The sequence below is a fragment of the Kribbella jejuensis genome (assembly GCF_006715085.1).
Classification (GTDB): Bacteria; Actinomycetota; Actinomycetes; order Propionibacteriales; family Kribbellaceae; genus Kribbella; species Kribbella jejuensis.
The window spans coordinates 160,379-179,737 of sequence record NZ_VFMM01000003.1 but is presented as its reverse complement, the minus strand read 5'-3'; the positions used below and the strand labels follow the sequence as shown (position 1 = coordinate 179,737).

The window sequence follows — 19,359 nt, the reverse complement described above, 5'->3', positions numbered from 1 at the left end:
AACCTCAGAGAAATACCGAATCGGATAGGATATTGGAACTATTACTTAACCTTGTCAAGATTCTGTGCGAAAGTGGCGCAGTGGTGCCGCTCGGCGAAGTCCGTCGAGAGGCTCGGTGCGGGGAGCTGGTACGAGACCGTCCCGGCGACCGGGCCGAAGGTGCCGGTGGCGGCGAACTTCACCCAGTCGGCGCGCATGGTGTCGGCGAGGTTGGTCTGGGCAGCGTCGAGGGGCTGCTGGAACGGTGCGTTCGGGAGGTCGAACAGGTACCACAGCTCGGAGCCGTGGGTGGCCACCGAGAGGGTGCCAGGAGGGGCGAACAAGAACGGGGCAGTGTCGTCGTTGAACTCGTAGGCCTGGGCGTTGGTCCACTTGTCGACCTGTGCCGCGGTGCAGGCGAAGGTGGCGTCGCCGACCAAGGTGCCGAATGCCTTGTCAGGTGACGGGTAGGAGGCGAGGGGGTAGTCGGCGGCGATGGCTGTGGCTTGGGTGGGGTTGATGCGGAGGGCGGCGGCGATGTTGCTCTCGTAGTTGGCTGCGGTCACCGGGGTGGTGTACGCGACGTTGTAGCCGCGGCTCACCACCCGGCCGCCGAGGGTGAAGAGGGCTTCCTCGTCGTGGTTGCTGCCGTTGAGGATCGGGACGTGGTTGAAGCGGCCGGCCGCGAGGGCGGTGCCGATGGATTCCTTGAGGACCGCGCCGTCGACGACCCCCGGGATGGTGACGCTCGCGGTCGCGGCGTTGTCCACGAGCGCCTGAACCGGCACCTCTCGCAGGCAGGCGGCAGTCTGATCCGCGCATCCGACCTTCGAGGCGAACTCCTGACCGTTCGCCTCAGCCTTGGCCAGCGACTCCTGCTGCAGCGCGAACGCGCCGCTCTCCACGATCGCCTTCTGGAACAGACCCTTCGAACTGCGCGACGTCACGTGCGCGAGCACCGACATGCCACCAGCAGACTCACCGGCGATGGTCACGTTGTGCGGGTCACCGCCGAACTGGGCGATGTTCCGCTGCACCCACCGGAGCGCGGCCTGCTGGTCCATCAGCCCGTAGTTGCCTGCCGCTCCACCGCGGGACGCCAGCGCCGGATGCGCGAGAAAGCCGAGCGCTCCCAGGCGGTAGTTGATCGTGACGACGACCGCACCGGCCTTCGCGAGCTTGGTGCCGTCGTAGTTGGAGCCGCTGTCCGCGGTCAGCCCTCCGCCGTGGATCCACACCAGCACAGGCCGCTTGGTCATGCCGTGCAGGTTCGCCGTGGACACGTTCAAGTAGAGGCAGTCCTCACTCAACGTCCCTGGCGGCGCGATGCCGGGAGCCTGCGGACACCCCGGGCCGTACTTGGTCGCGTCGCGGACACCCCGCCAGCTCGGCACCGGCTGCGGAGCACGCCACCGCAGGTTTCCGGTCGGCGCGGCAGCGTACGGGATCCCCAGGAACGCCGACGTCCCGTCAGCAGAAACACCACGGACGAACCCGTTGCCCGTGACAACCACCGGCCCGCCGGCCCCGTTCCGCACCACGGCAGTGCGCGGGGTGGATGCCGCGAGGGTGCGCGGGGTGAATGCCGCGAGGGTGCGCGGGGTGGATGCCGCGAGGGTGCGCAGGGCGGGTGCTGCGGCGGTGCGCGCGGCGGGTGTCGCGTCGGGCCGCCAGGTTGCCGGGACGGCGTCGGCCGCGGCGGTGGGCGGGGCGGTTGTCGCGGCGGGTGGCGAGGTTGCCGGGGCGGCGTGGGCCGCGGTGGTGGCGGCTGTTCCGCTTACCGCGGCTGCCAGGGCCGCGGTGAGTGCGGCGAGGGTGACGCGGGTGCGTCGGGAGGGGACGGAGCTCATCTGGTGCACCTCTTGCTGGAGAGTGATCGTGTTGTCGCCGCTTACTCTCCAGCGAGTGGGCTGCCAGTCGCCCCAGGGTAAATGCCTGGTGTCAGGAGGCGGCGCGCCAGCGGCTGGGTCCGTTGGAGCCGGCCTCGTACTCCTCCAGCGGGACCTCCCCCGTGCGCCACGCGTCGAGGGCTGGTTCGACGATCTCCCAGCAGCGTTCGGCCACGTCCCCGCGCACCGACAGCAACGGGTCGCCACGGAGGATTCCGTTCAGGACCTCGCCGTACGGGAGGACCGGGGAGGTCGGCAGCGTCGCGTCGAGGAAGACCTGGCCCATCGTGTACGGGCCGTCGACGCCGAGCGCCGGTACGGACAGCGACAGTTCGCCGGGGTTCAGGCCGATGCGCAGCGTCTCGCCGTCGCGACCGCCGTGCAGGCCGGACGGCAGGTGCCGCAGCGGCTTGAACTTGATCACGATCTCCTTGCGCGCGACGCCGAGTGCCTTCCCCGAACGGAGCGTGATCGGCACGCCCGCCCAGCGGTTCGTGTCCACCTCGACGGTCAGCTCCGCGAGCGTCTCGGTCTCCCGCCCCGGGTCCACGCCGGCCTCCTCGGCGTACGACGGAACGCCGCCGCCGGCCGTGTACCGCGCCCGCCGGCTCGCCTCCACCGGAGACCCGTACAGATGCGTACTCCGCAGCGCCCGAGCCATCTCGCTCCGCACCTCGACGGCGTCCATCGTCGCCGGAGCGTCCATCGCCAGCAGGGCGAGAACGAGCAGCAGGTGACTCTGGATCATGTCGACGAGCGCACCGGCGTTGTCGTAGTACTGCGCGCGCCCCTCCAGCCCGAGCGTCTCGTCGTACACGATCTCGATGCTCTCGATGTGCTCCGCGTTCCAGACCGGCTCGAACAACCGGTTCGCGAACCGCAGGCCGATGAGGTTCAGCACGGCCGTGCGCCCGAGGAAGTGGTCGACGCGGTGCACGTTCTCCTCCGGCACGAGCGTGCCGACGAGCTTGTTCAGCGCGGCGGCCGACGCGGCGTCGGTACCGAACGGCTTCTCGAAGGCCAGCTCAGTGCCCTCAGCCAGGTCGACGCTCTGCAGCGTCTCGACGATCGCAGTCGCGACGGCCGGGGGCAGCGAGAAGTACAGCACCGGCGCAGGACCGGCCAAGGCGAGCAGCGCACGGAGATGGGTGGCGTCGGTCGGGTCACCTGCGACGTACTGCGTGGTCGCCAGCGTCTCAGCCGCGGCGTCACTCAGGTCACCACCGAAGGCAGAACGGACGCGCGAGGTCCACTCGTCCGCGGCGAGCGGCGACCGGCCGGTACCGATGATCCGCACGCTGGTGGCACGCGGCCCGGCGAGCAAACTGCCCAGGCCGGGCAGCAACAGCCGCGAGCTCAGGTCACCACTGGCACCGAAGATGACGACGGTTCGTTGATTCGACACGCTCAGATCCAACCATGCGGACGGGAACCGCATTCCCTAGCTGTCCAAGGCGGGATACGGGGTGTCCTGGAGTCCGAGGTTCTTCCACACGAAGCGCGGCACCCGTCCGAGGAAGCCCCGCAGGTACGCCGAGCAGTGCGCGATCGCCGGTTGACTGTGCTCGCCCGGCGAGAACCACACCCAGTCCCCGTCGATCTCGAACGGCCGCCCCTGTGCCGCCATCAAGTACTCCATCTGCCGCGGATGGATCACGTCGTACGCGTACTTCCGATCCTGCGCAGACACCGCGAACTGCTTGTTGAACGCCGCACTCTCGAACTCGATGCCCTTGCCCAGCCCCTTGCGCCCGATCTTCAGCGGCGGCATCGCGATCGGCAACTGGAACCCCAGGATCGGCTCATCATGGTGTTCGGTGATCGTCCGCGTCTGCGTGTTGCCGTTGGAGTCGGTGTACGACTCGGTCCGCGTCGTCTGCCAGTGGTGCTTGAACGCGACGAACGGCGGCCCGTCGCCGTCCCGCCCGCGGACCACGTCCTCGGTCCGGTGATGCGACCCGCCGCGGTTGATCGGCGTGAACTCGAGCAGGCTGTCGTCGACGCCGACCCAGTACCAGTCCGGGTGGTGGTAGAACGTCAGCCGCTGCTGCGGTTCCGGCTGGATCCACCGGTCCAGCGGCGCCGCGTCGACCGCCGACGCGACCGCACCGAGCTGCTCCAGCCAGGGACCGAGCCGATCGAGGTCCTTGCGCGGCGGATCGAGGACGACGAGCTGGTCACCGTCGATGCTCAGGTTGACGCCCACCTGCCCGGACGCGAGCGCGGTCAGCTGCTGGCACACCCCCGGCGTCAGAACCTCCTGCGCGTACGCCGGATCCAGGGCGCCGACCTGCCACCCCGGACCGAGCTGCGGCGGAGCCGGTACGGCCTGGGCGAGTACGCCGTACCGCGGGGTGGTCTCGCCGCCGGTGACCCACAGCTCCGGCAACGGGCGCGACAGCGTGACCATGCCGACCCAGCCCGACCAGTACGACGACTTGTACTCGATCACCTGGAACGCCCGCCCGGTACTGGTCGCGCCGGTGATCTGGTCGTCCGGATGGCGCTCGAAGCCGAGGCCGAACGGCGGATTGCTCAACCGCCCGACGGACTCCCAGGTCGGGCTGCTCACGAACGTCCAGCCGCGCTCGCGGATCGAGCTGATGTAGGCCTGCCGGCGGACCATCGCCACGATCCCCCAGGTGATCCCGCCCACGACGAGCACGACCGCGATCACCAGGAGGACGACGACCAGGGAACTCATCCCTGGACCTTAACGTCGATCTCAGGTCACGCCGGACTCAGCGCGGCCGGCAGCGGCTCGGCATGGACGATCTGCAGGCGGCTGACAGCCCGGGTGAGGACGACGTACAGGCGATGCAGTCCGCGGGCCTCGGCGGCGACGATGTGCGCCGGCTCGGCGACCACGACTGCATCGAACTCGAGTCCCTTCGCCAACGTGGCCGGCACACAGACCAGGCGGACCGTGTCGATCTCGTCCTCGGTCTCGCCGAGCAGTGCGGTCTCCAGACCGTCCGCGACCAGCGCGTCCCGCAGGCCGGCGACCTGGTCGTCGGCGGCGATCAGTGCCACCGAGCCTTCGCCGGCCAGCGCCGTACGGCACTCGGCGACCACCTGCTGCACGTACGAGTCCGCGTCGGCGGGCACGATGCTCAGCGCGTTCGCGACCGTGCGGACGCCGGTCGGGGTGCGCAGCGTCGGCGCGATCGCGGGCAGCAGCTTCGCGGCGAAGTTGATGATCTGCTCGGGCACCCGGAACCCGCGGTCGAGCTCGGCCACGACGCCGTCGTCCTTGCCGAGATGCCCGAGCACCTGGTCCCACGGACCGGCGGCCCAGGCCGTGGTCGCCTGCGCGAGGTCGCCGAGCACGGTCGCCGACCCGGTCCGGCAGCGCCGGCCGAGCGCGCGCAGCTGCATCGCCGACAGGTCCTGGGCCTCGTCGAGGACCAGGTGGCCGAGCGAACCGGTACGGCGTTCGATCAGGTCCTCGAGCTCGTCGAGCAGGACCGTGTCTGCGAACGACCATTTCGCCGACTTCCACGAGCGGGCCGGTTTCGTCCACAGCAGCGCCGTACGTTCCTCGTCCGTCAGAGTCGGCGCGGCCTGCGCGAGGAAGTCGGCGTCGGAGAACAGCCGGTGCAGGATCTGCTCCGGGACAACACGCGGCCAGACCGCGTCCAGGACCTCCTTGACGGGCTTCGAGCGAGCGACCGCGTTCTGCACACGGTCGTCCGGGGACTCGGCGCGCTCCTCCATCCGGACCAGCACAACATGCGCGATCCGCTGCGCCAGCGCGTTCCGGCCGGGTGCGTACCGGGTCGACTCGCGCAGGTCCGAGACGATGTCGACGACCTCGTAGTCGTGCACCCGATAGCGCCGGGATCCCTTGCTGTACAGGACTCCGGCGGTCGGCGTACCGACGTACGACCAGAGCGCGCGCCGGAGTACATCGGCCATCCGGGCGTCGCCCTTCAGGGCCTCGGCCGCCGGTTCGTCGGTCGTCCCGGCCGGTCGCATCAGCAGTTCGTCGATGGTGATCTGGCGGACGTCGACCTCACCCAGCGCGGGCAGTACCTTGCGGATGTAGGACAGGAACGACTTGTTCGGGCCGACGATCACGACGCCGCCGCGGCCGAGCCGCTCGCGTTCGGTGTAGAGCAGGTACGCGACGCGGTGCAGGCCGACCGCGGTCTTCCCGGTCCCGGGTGCGCCCTGGACGCAGACGCTCGGGTGCAGCGGTGCGCGGACCAGGTCGTCCTGTTCGGGCTGGATGGTGGCGACGATGTCGCGCATCGGGCCGGTGCGCGGGCGCTCGATCTCGGCGCGCAGGAACGCGTCCGCCTGATCGGTCTCCACGACGGCGGTCAGCGACTCGTCCTCGAAACCGGTCAGGTCTGCGTGATCGGAAAAGCCGTAACGGCGGCGCATCAGCACGCGCTGCCGATCGGTCGGGGTGGCGCGGTAGAACGGTACGGACACCGGTGCGCGCCAGTCGATGACGAGCGGTACGCCGGTCCCGTCGTGGACGTGGCGGCGGCCGATGTAGATCTGGTCGTGTCCCTCGATCGTGCCGGGCTCGTAGTCGAGCCGGCCGAAGAACAGCGGTACGTCGGGCAGGTCGAGGAGCGCATGCGTGCGCAGCTCCTTGGCCCGCTGGTTGGCCTCGTTGGTGAAGCGTTCGTCGTTGTCCTCGCCGCCGATGATCTGGACCTCGCGGTCGACGACCTCGGCGTACATGGAACGGAGTGCGGTGCGAGCAGTGCTGAGATAGGCGCGTTCAGTTGCTAGCTCAGGCGCTAGCTCAGGTTCGACCATCGGACAGAGCCTCGAATCGTGAGCTGGGTCCCGCCCCGGAGCAGATCCATCCGGTTCGATTCGATCCCGAAAAGACAGACCGGGGACGTTATCACCGTCCCCGGTCCGCCTGCTAGCTATTTATCCGCGTTTATTCGTGCTCGGTCCTGCCGGTGGTCAGCCGTCGTTCTCGGCGCCCGGGATGACCGCACCCGGGACGTTCTGCGGCGCGAAGATCTGGCTCTCGCCGGGGTACGCCGTGGACCAGTTGTGCGACTCGTACCAGTTGTAGTGGTTCATCTGGGCCGGGTTCGCGAAGTCGGCCTTGGCGTTCGGGCCGGTGGTGCGCTGCTGGTCCTTCCACGCCGACCACTGCGCCGCCATCGCGGTCATGTTCGCCGGAACGGACGCCGTGGGTGCCGGCGCCACGTTCGGGTTCTGCGCCGCCGGAACGTCGGCGCCGCAGCTCGGCAGCGGGTTCACGCCACCGGTCAGCGAGGTGCGGTTCGGCAGCGCGGTGAACGGGGTGAAGTTCGGCTTGGGAGTGAACGCGCCGAACATCGGGGTGGCCGCGGTGTCCTTCTGGTTCATCGGGGAGATCCCGAGGATCTGCTCGATCGTGCGGATCATCGTGATCTGCGTGTAGTAGTGGCTGTCCACCACACCGTGCTGCGCGTACGGGCTGATGATCTGGATCGGCGCCCGGTGGCCGTCGACGTGGTCCAGCCCGGCCTGCGAGTCGTCCTCGACGATGAAGATCGCCGAGTCCTTCCAGTACTTGCTGTGCGTGATCGCGTCAACGGTCCGGCCGACGGCCAGGTCGTTGTCGGCCACCTGCGCCGGGCCGTTCGCGGTCCCGCCGGTGTGGTCGTTGGAGTACCAGAACATGTTCAGGTTCGCCGGACCGTTCTTCTTGAAGTCCTTCTCCCAGACCTGTTCCTTGTAGATGTCCGGCACCGAGGTGTCGAACTGCGGGAAGCCCTGCACCGCGACCTTGTTCAGCGACGGGATCGCCGAGCCGACCTGGATCGGGTACTTCGTGTCGGCACCGGCCTGCATCTGCTTGGTGTCGCAGTACAGGTTCTGCCAGCTCGCACCGGTCGGCTTCTTCTCGATCGACAGGAACTCGCCGTAGTCCTTGACGGACTTGCCGGCCGCCTGCGCGCCGGTCCAGAGGAAGCCGCTCTTCTGGTGGCCGAGCGCGTCGTCCTCGGTGTCGTAGCTGCGCAGGTACTCACCGGCCGAGGACTCGGTGTACTCCGGGTTGTCGGCCTGCATCAGCCAGTTGTGACCCTCGGCGGAGTTCGTGCCGACGTCGTAGGTGTTGTCGTACAGCCCGAACTGCTTGGCCAGCGCGTGCTGGTTCGGCGTCACGTTCTCGCCGTACTGCGTCAGCGCCGGGTCGCCGTTGCCCTCCGGGATGTCGCCGTACACCTGGTCGTAGGTGCGGTTCTCCTTGACCAGCAGGAACACGTGCTTGATCGTCGACGGGTCGCCGAGCTTCGCGGGGACCGGCACCGGCTTGCGGTGGCCCTTGTCCGTGGCGACCTGCGCCGAACCGTTCGTCCAGCCGTTCTGGTCGAAGACGGTCTTGGTGTACTTCTTGATCGCCTGGTCGTCCGGGAGCTGGAACTTGGTCAGGCTCGACGTGGTGTCGTGGGTCCCGTGGCCGGCGGCTGTCGTGTCGCGAAGGGCGTCGATACCGCGGGTGTTCGAGACCACGATGTCCTTGCCGACCTGCGCGAGTTCAGCCGGGAAGTAGTCGGTCGGCAGCAGACCCACGTAGCTGACCGGCTCGAGCGGGTTCTTGTACTTGTAGACCGCGATCGCGTTCGCCCGGCCGAGCGAGACCAGCAGGTGACCGTCGTCGGTCAGCGTGGCGCCGTCCGGCTCGTACCCGACCGAGGCCGCCGGCCACGGCTGGGTCGCGATCGTCTGGGTGACCTTGCCGCGCTTGGTGTCGATCACCGAGACCGTGTTGCTGGCCACGTTGGTGACGAACACCGCGCCGTTCTTCGCGTACAGCGCGGTCGGGTGCAGACCGACCGGGATGCTCGCGACGGCGGCCGACGGGTTCGCCGGGTCGATCACGCTGACCGTACCGGTCGTGGTGATCGAGTCCTGGTTGGCCACGACGTTGGTGCCGTACGAGTTGAGCGTCGTGTCGCCGGCCTGCGCGGTCCGGCCACCCTCGTTGCTCACGTACAGCTTGCCGTCGACCATGACCAGGTCGCGCGGCGCGTTGCCGGTCGCCCAGCTCTGCTTGATCGTGCCGGTCGCGGTGTCGATCGCGACCACGCGGTTCTGGCCGTTGACCGCGGAGTACACGGTCGAGCTGTCCGCGGAGAACACGGCCTCGGCGGCGAGCGAGTGCTTCGCACCGTCGGCCGGGATCGAGACGAACGTCGGGTTCGCCAACGAACCGTCGGCGTTCACGGTGAACTTCCGGTAGCCGTCGGTCTGTCCCAGCCAGACCTGCTTGCCGTCCGGCGAGTACGTCGGGCCTTCCTGGCCGACGTCGTTGCCGGGGATCTTGAGATCCGCGGCGGCGTTGTTGCCGATGTACTGCTGGACCTTCCAGTTCTTCAGGTCGACGATGGCCAGCGCCATCCCGCCGTCGGTCACCGAGGCGGCCAGGTGGCTGCCGTCGGGGCTGACGGTCGACGACATGATCTTGCCCTTCTGGAGGACGAGACGGTCGCCGATCGGCTTGATGTACTGGTCGGACGAGATGACCTGGCCCTTGTCGGTGACCTGCCCGACGTGGTCCTTGCCGAAGCCGGTCGTCGAGGCGACCGCGGTGCCGGCCAGCGTCACGGCGACCGCCGTGGCACCCGCCGTGACCAGTGGTACCCTGCGCCGGAGGGGGCTGGACGGGCCCGTCTCGTCACGCCTGCGGCGGCGTGTTACCTGCATGGGGTTGATCCCTTCGGGTTGGCACTACTTGACGGGTAGCAGTTCGATATTGCCGTCGAACTGCCACAGTGGGTTCGGTTCGTCCCCGGACGGGGTGCGGACCAGGAAGAAGCCGTTCACTTCTTTCGGTCCGTCCCCGTCGGCCACGTACCGACCGAGTGGGTTGATGTCGAGCTGGTAGATCGCCGAGCCGGCTACGTCGACGCCCGGCAGATGCCAGCTGATCACGCACCGCCAGTCGTTGCCGGGCCCGCGCGCGGCGACCTGGTCGCCGCCCTTCGTGCACTCGGCAGCGGTCTGCAGCTGAGCCTCGGTGACATCGGCCCGGTTCAGCTGCTTGGTCTGCAGGCGGTAGAGGTGTGCGAACTCGATCGCGACCGACCGTTGCACCTTGTCCTGTTCGATCCCCGAACCGAAGCCGGTGACGGGTGCGAGCGCGGCGACGCTGACACCGAGCAGCACGACGAGCGGCACCAGGCCGGCCGTCAACGCCCGGCGGCCGGAGCCGTCGTGCGTGGGGTTGGTGAAGTCACGGCGTACGAACAGCAGGTACGCGAGGCCGGTCGCAACGACCGCCCACACCAGGCTGACGATGACGCCGATCAGCAAGGGCCCCCGTTGTGCGGGGTCGGTGAACAAGCCGTTCCAGCTGATGAACGCGTAGCCCGGCAGTGCCAGCCGTACGGCGACGGGCACCGGAAGCTGTTGCACGATCTGCATCGCGAGCGCGACGACTGCCGGAAGCAGCAGGCCCATCGGCGACCGGCCCATCGCGACGGATCCGAGCAGACCGATCGCGGCCAGCGCCAGCGTCGGCGCGAGCGCGCACAACCACGCGAGCAGCACCCGGCCGGCCGCGTCACCCGGCGAGAGCAGGTGGCCGTCGAGCCCGATCAGCTGACGGTTGCCCACGACAAGCAAACCGCTGACCGTACTCGACACGACCAGGCCGATCACGAGTACGACGATCACGGACAGGCTGGACAGCGCCTTCGAGACGAAGATCCGCCGGGGCGAGCGGACCGCGACGAGCAGGTGCCGCCAGGTGCCGAGCCGATCCTCGGCCGCGAACACGTCACCGGCGACCAGCGAGGTGAGCAACGGCAACGCCCACGAGCCCGAGAAGCCCAGCAGGACCAGAGGTCCGGCCCAGCCGGTCGCGTGCATCATCCGGCCGAACAACGTGTCGACCGGGAGCGAGGCCTGCTGGCTCACGACCGTCACGAACACGGCCGGGGCAAGCCAGCACGCCACGATCAGGACCCGGACGCGCCACTGCGACAGCAGCTTCACGAGCTCGAAGCGGTACCCGCGCGTGATCGGGACAGGCCGGACGACAGGGGTGTCGGGGGCAGCCAGCGTGGCTGTCATCAGTTGGTCTCCTGCTGCTCGGTGAGGGCGAGGAAGGCAGCTTCGAGTGGCGACACGACCGGCGCGAGCTCCCGGACGGCCACGCCTTCCCGAACCAGCCGCTTCACGAACTCGTCCAGCGCCGGCACCGTCGCCGACACGACCAGCAGCTCCACGTCGCCGGTGTCGCGGGCGTCGTCGGCGTTTCGGGCGTTGTCGGCGAGGCCGGTCTCGTGCAGGCGGATGCCGGGCGTCGCGAGAGCGGCCCGCCGGCCGGCCACCGGGTCCGAGGTGCGGACGCGGTAGTCGAGGTCGGTGTCCTCCGACGCCAGCTTGCTGATCGGGCCGGTGAACGCGACCCGCCCGGTGGCCAGGATCGTCACCTCGGAGCAGAGCGCCTCGACGTCGTCCATCCGATGACTGGACAGGATCACCGCCGTACCGTCGGCGGCCAGCTTGGTGAGTACGCCGTACACGTGCTTCTTGCCGGCCGGGTCAAGACCGTTCGACGGCTCGTCCAGGATCAGCAGCCGGGGCTTCGTGAGCAGTGCGGCGGCCAGGCCGAGGCGCTGGCGCATCCCGAGCGAGAAGCCGCGGACGCGATCGTCGGCGACATCGGTCAGGCCGACCTGGTCGATCGCCTCGTCGATCTTCATCGTGCCGTCGCCGCGCAGGGCGGCCAGCGCGGACAAGTTCTGCCGAGCGGTCATCGACGGGTACAACCCGGGGCCGTCGACGAAGCCGGCAACCCCTTCGGGTACGGCGAGAGCGCGGCCGACCGGCGTACCAAGGATCTCCAGCGTGCCCGTGTCGGCGACGGCGAGTCCGAGCAACAGACCGAGCAGCGTGGTCTTGCCGGCTCCGTTCGGTCCCACCAGGCCGTGGAGCTGACCTGGCGCGACGTCGAGGTCGACGCCGTCGAGCGCCACGACCTCACCGAAGCACTTCGTGACCGCGCGGGCACGGACAGCGGGCGGAATGTCCATGGTGGATACATTAGGAAGAGATGTACCGCCACGTGAAGACCGAACGTTAACTATTGGCGAACTAGCAGCAACAGATTGCAGCCAACCTCTCAGTCACTTCTCAGTTCGGTCTCACTTTCATCGGCGGTCCGCGGGCGCAACGTACCGGAAGGTCGGGCCCGCGGTGCTCTGTTCGTCCTCGCTCAGCCGCATCAGTTTCAGTGCCTCGGCTTTCAGCCCGAACATGGCACGGGTGGCGTCCCGGATCATCGCGGGTTGGCCGGTGAAGGCTTGCTCGAGGAGGTACAGCAGGGTGCAGTAGGTGTTGTCGAACTCTTCCTGGGCGGCCCGGATCTGCGGATCGTCCGAGCGCCGCGGGTTCGGCTGCATCGGCGTGACGCCCGCCAGGTCGACCGTCACCGGCTCGCCGGTCGGGCCGGACTGTGGAGTGTCGCCGCGCTGGTAGCGGCGGCCGAGCTCGAGCTCCTTGAAGCGGTAGTAGTGCGCCACCTCGTCGCGGTCCGGGTGGAAGATGTCGTGGTCGCCGTCCCAGACCTCGGCCCGCGCCGTCCCCTCGCCCTGCTCGACGATCTCCTCGAGCGCGGCCAGTGCCGAGTCCAGCCCGGTGACCGGGTGCACCTCGCCGTCGGTGTGCTGGAACGGGCCGGCCGTCACCTGCCGCGCGGGATCGCCGGAGAACACCTTGTCCTCGCCGAGTGTCTCGCAGAGGTACCGCAAGCCGTCCTCGATCGCGTCGTAGAACTGGCCGATCGTCTCGTAGTGGTCGCTCTCCCCCGGCGCGCCGGGAGCCTCGGGCTTCTCCAGCCGCAAGAACATCTCCAGCGCCGCCGGCCCGAACGGCAGCAGCGACAGTTCCACCTCGCCGTGCGGCAGCCGCCGCGGATACCCCGGCAGGTTGTCGGGCGTGTCCAGCCGCGGTTCGCCCCCGACGGCGTTGAGCAGGTTGCAGGCCAGCGAGAGATGGATCATCTCCTCGACGAACACGCTGCTCACCACGTCAACGGCGTCCGGGTTCCGCGCCGGGTCGAGCGAGTACAGCGCACACAGGTACGGCGGGAGCGTCGAGTGCTCGAGCTCGATCGCCCATTGCAGGTGCTGACGAAGACTGTCGACGGTGTCGATCTGCTGGCTCATACCTGTAGAGACAGGACACCCTGCGGCTTTGTGACCGTCAGCGGTACGCGCGGGCCTGGAGTTCGAAGAGCTCGGCGTAGCGGGCGCCGGCGGCGAGCAGGTCTTCGTGGGTGCCGAACTCCTCGATGCGGCCGCGGTGCATCACGACGATCAGGTCGGCCATCCGGACCGTGGAGAAGCGGTGCGAGACGAGGACGGTGATGCCGCCGGTCTCGGCCGCCGCGATCTTGGCGGCTTCGGCGTACTGCTCGTAGAGGCGGTGTTCGGCTTCCGGGTCGAGCGCGGCGGTCGGCTCGTCGAGCAGCAGGAGCAGTGGGCGTTCGCGCATGAACGCCCGGGCCAGGGCGAGCCGCTGCCACTGACCGCCGGAGAGCTCGACGCCGTCCGCGAACTTCTTGCCGAGCTGGGAGTCCAGCCCGCGTGGCAGGCCGGCGACCACCGACTCGGCGTCGCCGCGCCCGATCGCGGTCAGTACGGCGTCCTCGTCGCCGGCCCGCGCCAGGTCACCGATCGAGACCACCTCGCGGGCGGTGAACTCGAACTTCACGAAGTCCTGGAACCCGGCGCTCAGCTGCGACCGCCACTCGTCCGGCTGGATCGTCGCCAGGTCCACGCCGTCGACCAGGATCCGCCCGGTGGTCGGGTCGTACATCCGGGCGAGCAGCTTGACCAGCGTCGTCTTGCCGGCGCCGTTCTCCCCCACCAGCGCGACCGCCGACCCGGCCGGCACGGTCAGGTTGATCCCGCTCAGCACCGCCGACTCCGAACCTGGGTACGAGAACCCGACGTCCCGCAGCTCGATGCCCTCGGTGATCCGCGCGGGCGCCGGCGCCTGGCTGGAGCGCCACGAGTTCTGCTTGGCGTACTCGCGCAGCCAGTCGTAGCGGCTGAAGCTCCGGATCACCTCGCCGACCCAGTACACGTTCTGGGCGATACCGCCGGTCATCTGGTCGACCTGCGGCGCGAGCAGCAGCACGAGGACGACGTCGCCCGCGGTGGCCTGCCCGTCCCGCGCCCGGGCCACGACCCAGATGATCGCGATCGCGTACGCGAGCCCGAACACCAGCCGGACGGCTCCGTCGACCTTCCCGCCCCAGCGCGCCGCGGCCACCCGGCGGTCGAAGCGCTCGGTCTGCAACGCGAAGATCCGGTCCAGCAGGACCTTCCCGAGCCCGAACACCCGCACCTCGAGCCCCATCCGCGGGTCCTTGGCGACGTCGATCAGCCGGTCGACGAGCCGCTCCTGCGGCATCGAGTCCTCCCACGCCTTCTGCTGGCGGGTGCTGCTCAGGTACGCCGACCAGATCCGGGCGCCACCGAGCAAGGGGAGCACGAGCAGCACCGGATGCACCGAGCCGAGCAGCGTCAGCACGGTCACCGTGTTGGTCACGGTGGCGAACGCCCACAGCAGTACTTCGGCGCCGACGCCCATCCGCCAGGCGCGTTCGCGGACCAGCTCGAGCTTGTCCGCGACCTCGGGCCGCTCGTGGTGCGACAACCCCGGGATCCCGGTCGTCACGTCGAGTAGGTCCGCATGCACGCGACCAGCCATCCGCTCCTGCGCGGTGTCCTGCAACGGCCAGCCGAGCGTGTCCGCGACGAACGAGATCGCCAGGCCGCCGACGATGATCGCGATCCCGAGCGCGATCGTGCTCGACCGGTCCGACGCGATCCCGTCGACGAGGCGGCTCACGCCGTACGTCTGGGCCGGAGCCGTGATCGCCCGGAGCGCGACGAGCACTGTCGAGGCCGTCATCAGCCACGGCGCCGCACGGAACGACGTGGTGATCCACAGCCGGAAGATCCGCAAGGTCTTAGGCATCTACGGCCTCCGGTCCGGTCACGTACCGCTCGGCCTGCAGCTTGAACATCGCGGCGTACTCGCCGTCGATCGCCAGCAGTTCCTCATGCGTGCCGTCCTCGACGATCCGGCCGTCGGACAGCACGCAGATCCGGTCCGCGTTCCGCACCACGGAGAACCGGTGCGAGATGATCAGCGACGCGACCCCCGAGGTCAGCTCGAGATACCGCTCCACCAGCTCCGCCTCGGCCCGTACGTCGAGCGCGGCGGCCGGTTCGTCCAGCACCAGAACGCCCGCACCCGCATGGACGGCGAACAGCGCACGCGCGAGTGCGACGCGCTGCCACTCGCCACCGGACAGGTCCACGCCGCCGTCGAACGTCTTGTCCAGCACGGTGTCCCAACCCTTCGGCAGACCGCGGACCACGTCGTCGATACCGGACTCGCGCGCGACCCGGGCCAGCGTCAACTCGTCGCCTTCGCGTTCGACCGCGCCGAACACGACGTTGTCCGTGACCGACAGCGGGAACCGGACGAAGTCCTGGACGATCGCGGCGACCCGCCGCTGCCAAGCGGCCAGGTCGAGCTCCGCCAGGTCGACACCGTCGACGAGGATCCGCCCACTCGTCGGCTTGTACGCACCGCCGAGCAGCTTCACCAGCGTGGACTTCCCGGCGCCGTTGATGCCGACCAGCGCGAGCGCCTCGTGCGCGTGGATCGTGAGGTCGAGGTCGCGCAGTACCGTCTTGTCCGACCCGGGGTAGTGGAAGCTCACCTTCTCGAACCGGATTTCCCGCGCCGGCATCGTCGCGATCCGGTGCCCCTTGAGCGACTCCGTGGCGACCTCCCGCTCGGGATGCCGGGTCGCGATCACCTCGGGCAGATCTCGCATCGCGCGGTACGCCGAGAGCCCGCGGCGGACCTGCACGACGCCGAACCCGTTCGCGGACTGGCCGATCGCGAGGATCGCGGGCAGCGTGGTCGCGACCTGCGTCAACGGCAGTGAGCCGTGCAGCGCCGCCCGGCCGACCGCGAGAATCGCGATCCCGTTGGCGAGCAGCTGGACGGCGCCGAGCAACATGGTCCAGCGCGTGTTCCGCCGGCGCCGGTCCCAGACCGGGCGATAGCCGTCGGTCCACTCGCGCACGTACCGCTGGACGATCCAGTTGTGCAGCCCGAAGACCCGCAGCTCCTTCGGCGCGTCGCGCATGCCGAGGTCGAAGGCGTAGCTCGCCCGGCGCTGCTCCTCGGTGTTGCCCCACCAGGTGTCGATCTCACGCTCGATCAGGCGGCCGTAGTACCACTCGGAGAGCAGAGTCATCGCGAGCAGCATCGCGGCAACCCACCACGCGAACATCGCGCCGACGATCACTGACGACCCGACCAGCGTGACCCGACTGGCGAGCAACCAGGGCAGTTGACCGAGCCCTTGCGCGAGATGGAAGCCGCCCTTGCCCTTCGCGCGTTCCTGCACGTCCAGTACGTCGGCGTCCTCGAGGTGGTCGATCCGCCGCGGCTTCAGCAGCGGGTCGGTGATGCCGGTGCCGATCGCCCGCACCACGCCCGCGTCCATCACCATCGTCGCCACTTGCTGCGCGGCCGGTTTCAGACTGTCGAGGACGAACACGACGAGCAGCGCACCGAGCAGCCAGCTGAACCGGCCGATCGGCATCGCACCTGAAGCGCCGCCGACCACACCTGGAACCGCCCCGACGACCCGGCCGGTCAGCAACGTGACCGCCAGCCCCAGCAGTGAGCCGAGGACAGCCAGCCCCATCGTCAGAAGCGTGCTCCCAGGTGCAACTCGAACGCCGTACCGCAACAGAGTCAGCACTTGACCGACCGTAGACCGCAGCACCGACAAAAGCATCCGGATTTCCGGACGTGACCGCAATCAGGTCAGCGGATCGCGCGGTCCGCGAAAGCCTTCTGCGCCACCGCCGCCTGGCTCGGCCCGTACAGCGAGCGCGCTGTCGCCACGGTCTGCCGCGCCGCGGCCGCGAAGCTGGTGTCCGGAGCGAACCCGAACTGCGCGTCGATGATGATCCGGTCGGCTACCGCCGGGCCGAGCGCGGTCCGGAGCTGGTACAGCGCCTGCGACCAGATCTCGCCGTCCGCGTGCACCTCACCGACCATGTCCTGCGGGTAGTGCTTGTTCGTGTCGAGGCGCCGCAGGCAGTGCGGAACGGTCGAGGTGTACGACGTCGAGTCCCAGTCCGCGACGCAGGCCAGGTCCTCGCGCTCCGGTACGCCGTACTGCTTGGCCACCCAGTCGCCGACCGTCACCGCGAAGTAGTCGCCGAACGCCTCACCGATCGAGCCGGCCTCCTCCGAGGACCCGAACCCGGGCACCTGCGCCGCGTGCACGGCGTGACCGGTCTCGTGCACGATCACCTCGCCGTCCTCGGCGTCGTCCACACCACCCTTGCCCAGCGTGATGATGTCGGGGTTGTCCCGTTCGAACGAGTTGTCCTGGCCGTACTGGTCGACCCGGTAGTCCTGGCTCTCCGCGTTCACCGGCGGCAGGTCGCGTCCGAACCCCAACGACTGCAGGTACTTCTGCGACTGCGTCCCCCAGAAGTACGCCATCACCTGCTCGAACTGGTCGTCGTGCCGGTTGTAGAAGTAGGTGCCGTTCGTGGTGAACGCCGGAGTGCCAGTCGCACTGCGCACGTTGGCCCACCGGCCGTTCAGGTAGCCCGAGCCGTCCAGGTCGGTCAGCGTCACCTGGTAGTAGTCCCCTACGGAAGATCTCAGCCGACGATCGGCTCCGCGTGGGCCTCCTCGTACCCGGCGGCCGCGAGCCGGTCCAGGGTCCGTTGCAGGACCGCGGTGTCCTCCAGCGTGCGGACCTCGGTGATCTTCCCCCACCGGATCCGCAGGAACTGATGCACGACGTTGTCGTACGTCGAACCGTCCACCACCTTCACGTGCACGGTCACCGCCGTCGCGACGTGCGTGTTCCACGGCCAGCCGCTGACGATCACGTCGTCCACGTCGAACCGCGTCCCGGGCAACAGCCGGAAGCAACGCTCCCACCAGCGCCGCAGCGCCTCGTGCGTACGGCGTTCACCACTGAGCGCGTGCTCACCGTAGAAGCGGTACGTGAACGACGGCGCCATCCCGGCGACCATCGCCTCCCAGTTTCCCGCACTGATCTGTGCGAACGCTTTCCGCACCTGCCGGGCCACGATCCGGTGGTAAATGCTCATGGCCCCACCGTAGCCATAGTGAGTTCAATCCAGCAACTGACTAGGATGACGCCATGCGCAACACCAGCTTCGCCTCGATGCACTGCTCGCTCGCCCAGTCCCTGGAGCTGATCGGCGACTGGTGGACGCCGCTGATCCTGCGCGACCTGTACCTGGGCATGGACCGGTTCGACCAGTTCGCGAAGGACCTCGGCATCTCGCGCAACCTGCTCACCGACCGGTTGGCGACGCTGGTCGACGGCGGGCTGGTACGACGTACGCCGTACCAGCAGCACCCGGTCCGCTACAGCTACGAGCTCACCGGCGCCGGACGGGAGCTGGTGCCGATCCTGATGGCACTGACGGCATGGGGCGACCGCTGGGCCACTCCCCCGGCCGGCCAGCCGATCCGCTTCACCCACACGACGTGCGGGAAGCTCACCACACCGACAGTGTGCTGCTCCGAGTGCGGCGAGACCCTTGCGATGCAGGACGTCGTACCGTCACCAGGCCCCGGCGGGCGGACCGCTCCCGGCACGGCGCTGATCGCCGGCGTGCTAGGACTCGAGGCGAAGGCGTAGGAGTTCGGCGAGCGGCATCGACTCGCCGTCGCGGGCGCCCTGGCCGACGACGAGCGGCGGGTCCGACGGCTCGACGTGGACGCCGGCCACCCGGGCCTTCAGGCTGGCCGGTACGCCGAGGATGTAGAAGTTTCCGTCGACGTCCACGGCCAACGAGCGGTTGCGGCGCAGATACCACCCGGTCAGGTTCGTCCGGTAGCTGGCGCTCGACCCGACGACCTGCGCCCGCAACGGCTCCGGCTCGACACCGCGTTCCTTCATCGTCGCGATGAAGGAGGTGAGCAGCGTCCGCGCCTGCGCGGTCTCGGCGTCCTTCTTCCGTTCCAGAGCGGCGGCATGTTCGACCGCCGCCTGCCGTCGTTCCTCGCGCCAGCTCGTCACACCCTCACTCTATTTGTCAGTCCACACACAGGCAGAACGGGTGTCCGGCCGGATCCAGGAAGACCCGGAACGTCGTTCCGGGCTGATGTTCGGCCTTGGTCGCACCGATCGCCAGCACCTCGGGCTCGGCCTCGTCGAGGTCGCGCACCATCACGTCGAGGTGCAGCTGCTGCGGCACGTCCTGGGTCGGCCACGTCGGCGCCTTGTAGTCCTTGACCTGCTGGAAGTTGATGCAGTTGCTGCCGTCCTCCGGGCGGATCTCCGCCCAGCCTTCCTCGGTCTTGACCTGCCAGCCCAGCAGTTCACCGTAGAACTGGGCAAGAACGGCCGGGTCCGGGCAGTCCAGCACGAAACTCGGGTACATCGCGATAGTCATGGCTCGCACAGTAATCCGGG

Annotated in this window: 15 protein-coding genes; 1 reads left to right on the top strand and 14 read right to left on the bottom strand. The window is 68.9% G+C overall.

All coding sequences use genetic code 11. The features are described from left to right. Nucleotides 1–41: 41 nt before the first annotated feature. The 12 genes from FB475_RS28510 to FB475_RS28455 form a co-directional block, all read right to left on the bottom strand. Nucleotides 42–1,829, bottom strand: coding sequence for a carboxylesterase/lipase family protein (locus FB475_RS28510; RefSeq protein WP_141860141.1), 1,788 nt, complete (start codon nt 1,827–1,829; stop codon nt 42–44). A 91-nt stretch (nt 1,830–1,920) separates the two neighbouring features. Next, entirely contained in the window at nt 1,921–3,273 is a 1,353-nt protein-coding gene (locus tag FB475_RS28505) for a glucose-6-phosphate dehydrogenase (RefSeq protein WP_202878577.1), read from the bottom strand. A 36-nt stretch (nt 3,274–3,309) separates the two neighbouring features. Continuing rightward, entirely contained in the window at nt 3,310–4,572 is a 1,263-nt protein-coding gene (locus FB475_RS28500) for a hypothetical protein (protein ID WP_141860137.1), read from the bottom strand. 26 nt (nt 4,573–4,598) lie between these two features. After that, complete coding sequence (locus FB475_RS28495) at nt 4,599–6,644, bottom strand: HelD family protein (RefSeq protein WP_141860135.1); 2,046 nt, start codon at nt 6,642–6,644, stop codon at nt 4,599–4,601. 156 nt (nt 6,645–6,800) lie between these two features. Then, nucleotides 6,801–9,539 carry an alkaline phosphatase family protein gene (locus FB475_RS28490; protein ID WP_141860133.1) on the bottom strand — a complete coding sequence of 913 codons (2,739 nt, stop codon included), beginning with the start codon at nt 9,537–9,539 and terminating at the stop codon, nt 6,801–6,803. A gap of 24 nt (nt 9,540–9,563) precedes the next feature. Beyond that, nucleotides 9,564–10,910 (bottom strand): ABC transporter permease, encoded by a 1,347-nt coding sequence (locus FB475_RS28485; protein WP_141860131.1) that lies wholly within the window; start codon nt 10,908–10,910, stop codon nt 9,564–9,566. Then, the gene (locus FB475_RS28480) at nt 10,910–11,875 is read right to left on the bottom strand and encodes an ABC transporter ATP-binding protein (protein ID WP_141860128.1); all 966 of its coding nucleotides are present in this window, start codon (nt 11,873–11,875) and stop codon (nt 10,910–10,912) included. The genes FB475_RS28485 and FB475_RS28480 overlap by 1 nt, the downstream gene beginning before the upstream one ends. 117 nt (nt 11,876–11,992) lie before the next feature. Continuing rightward, on the bottom strand, nt 11,993–13,009 hold the full coding sequence (locus FB475_RS28475) for a ferritin-like domain-containing protein (protein WP_141860126.1): 1,017 nt from the start codon (nt 13,007–13,009) through the stop codon (nt 11,993–11,995). 37 nt (nt 13,010–13,046) lie between these two features. Next, entirely contained in the window at nt 13,047–14,831 is a 1,785-nt protein-coding gene (locus FB475_RS28470; RefSeq protein ID WP_141860124.1) for an ABC transporter ATP-binding protein, read from the bottom strand. After that, nucleotides 14,824–16,587 carry an ABC transporter ATP-binding protein gene (locus tag FB475_RS28465; protein WP_238332491.1) on the bottom strand — a complete coding sequence of 588 codons (1,764 nt, stop codon included), beginning with the start codon at nt 16,585–16,587 and terminating at the stop codon, nt 14,824–14,826. The genes FB475_RS28470 and FB475_RS28465 overlap by 8 nt, the downstream gene beginning before the upstream one ends. A gap of 122 nt (nt 16,588–16,709) precedes the next feature. Continuing rightward, complete coding sequence (locus FB475_RS28460) at nt 16,710–17,537, bottom strand: M4 family metallopeptidase (protein WP_202878576.1); 828 nt, start codon at nt 17,535–17,537, stop codon at nt 16,710–16,712. A 26-nt stretch (nt 17,538–17,563) separates the two neighbouring features. Beyond that, nucleotides 17,564–18,022 carry a nuclear transport factor 2 family protein gene (locus FB475_RS28455; protein WP_238332490.1) on the bottom strand — a complete coding sequence of 153 codons (459 nt, stop codon included), beginning with the start codon at nt 18,020–18,022 and terminating at the stop codon, nt 17,564–17,566. A 53-nt stretch (nt 18,023–18,075) separates the two neighbouring features. Here FB475_RS28455 and FB475_RS28450 point away from each other — a divergent pair, with 53 nt between their 5' ends. After that, a complete protein-coding gene (locus FB475_RS28450) occupies nt 18,076–18,582 on the top strand; it encodes a winged helix-turn-helix transcriptional regulator (protein WP_141860117.1) in 507 nt (168 codons plus the stop codon). On the opposite strand, the gene FB475_RS28445 is transcribed toward FB475_RS28450, so the two are convergent. After that, nucleotides 18,559–18,963: a hypothetical protein gene (locus FB475_RS28445; protein WP_141860115.1), complete on the bottom strand. Its 405-nt coding sequence runs from the start codon at nt 18,961–18,963 to the stop codon at nt 18,559–18,561. The two genes, FB475_RS28450 and FB475_RS28445, sit on opposite strands and share 24 nt — an antisense overlap. 16 nt (nt 18,964–18,979) lie before the next feature. Next, complete coding sequence (locus tag FB475_RS28440; RefSeq protein ID WP_141860114.1) at nt 18,980–19,339, bottom strand: VOC family protein; 360 nt, start codon at nt 19,337–19,339, stop codon at nt 18,980–18,982. Between the last annotated feature and the right edge of the window lie 20 nt (nt 19,340–19,359).

Bases quoted from the DNA above. Each gene is read 5' to 3' on its own strand.
- FB475_RS28485 (WP_141860131.1), bottom strand. From the start codon at position 10,910: ATGACAGCCACGCTGGCTGCCCCCGACACCCCTGTCGTCCGGCCTGTC.
- FB475_RS28450 (WP_141860117.1), top strand. From the start codon at position 18,076: ATGCGCAACACCAGCTTCGCCTCGATGCACTGCTCGCTCGCCCAGTCC.
- FB475_RS28510 (WP_141860141.1), bottom strand. From the start codon at position 1,829: ATGAGCTCCGTCCCCTCCCGACGCACCCGCGTCACCCTCGCCGCACTC.
- FB475_RS28490 (WP_141860133.1), bottom strand. From the start codon at position 9,539: ATGCAGGTAACACGCCGCCGCAGGCGTGACGAGACGGGCCCGTCCAGC.
- FB475_RS28500 (WP_141860137.1), bottom strand. From the start codon at position 4,572: ATGAGTTCCCTGGTCGTCGTCCTCCTGGTGATCGCGGTCGTGCTCGTC.
- FB475_RS28475 (WP_141860126.1), bottom strand. From the start codon at position 13,009: ATGAGCCAGCAGATCGACACCGTCGACAGTCTTCGTCAGCACCTGCAA.
- FB475_RS28470 (WP_141860124.1), bottom strand. From the start codon at position 14,831: ATGCCTAAGACCTTGCGGATCTTCCGGCTGTGGATCACCACGTCGTTC.
- FB475_RS28465 (WP_238332491.1), bottom strand. From the start codon at position 16,587: ATGGGGCTGGCTGTCCTCGGCTCACTGCTGGGGCTGGCGGTCACGTTG.
- FB475_RS28440 (WP_141860114.1), bottom strand. From the start codon at position 19,339: ATGACTATCGCGATGTACCCGAGTTTCGTGCTGGACTGCCCGGACCCG.
- FB475_RS28480 (WP_141860128.1), bottom strand. From the start codon at position 11,875: ATGGACATTCCGCCCGCTGTCCGTGCCCGCGCGGTCACGAAGTGCTTC.
- FB475_RS28455 (WP_238332490.1), bottom strand. From the start codon at position 18,022: ATGAGCATTTACCACCGGATCGTGGCCCGGCAGGTGCGGAAAGCGTTC.
- FB475_RS28495 (WP_141860135.1), bottom strand. From the start codon at position 6,644: ATGGTCGAACCTGAGCTAGCGCCTGAGCTAGCAACTGAACGCGCCTAT.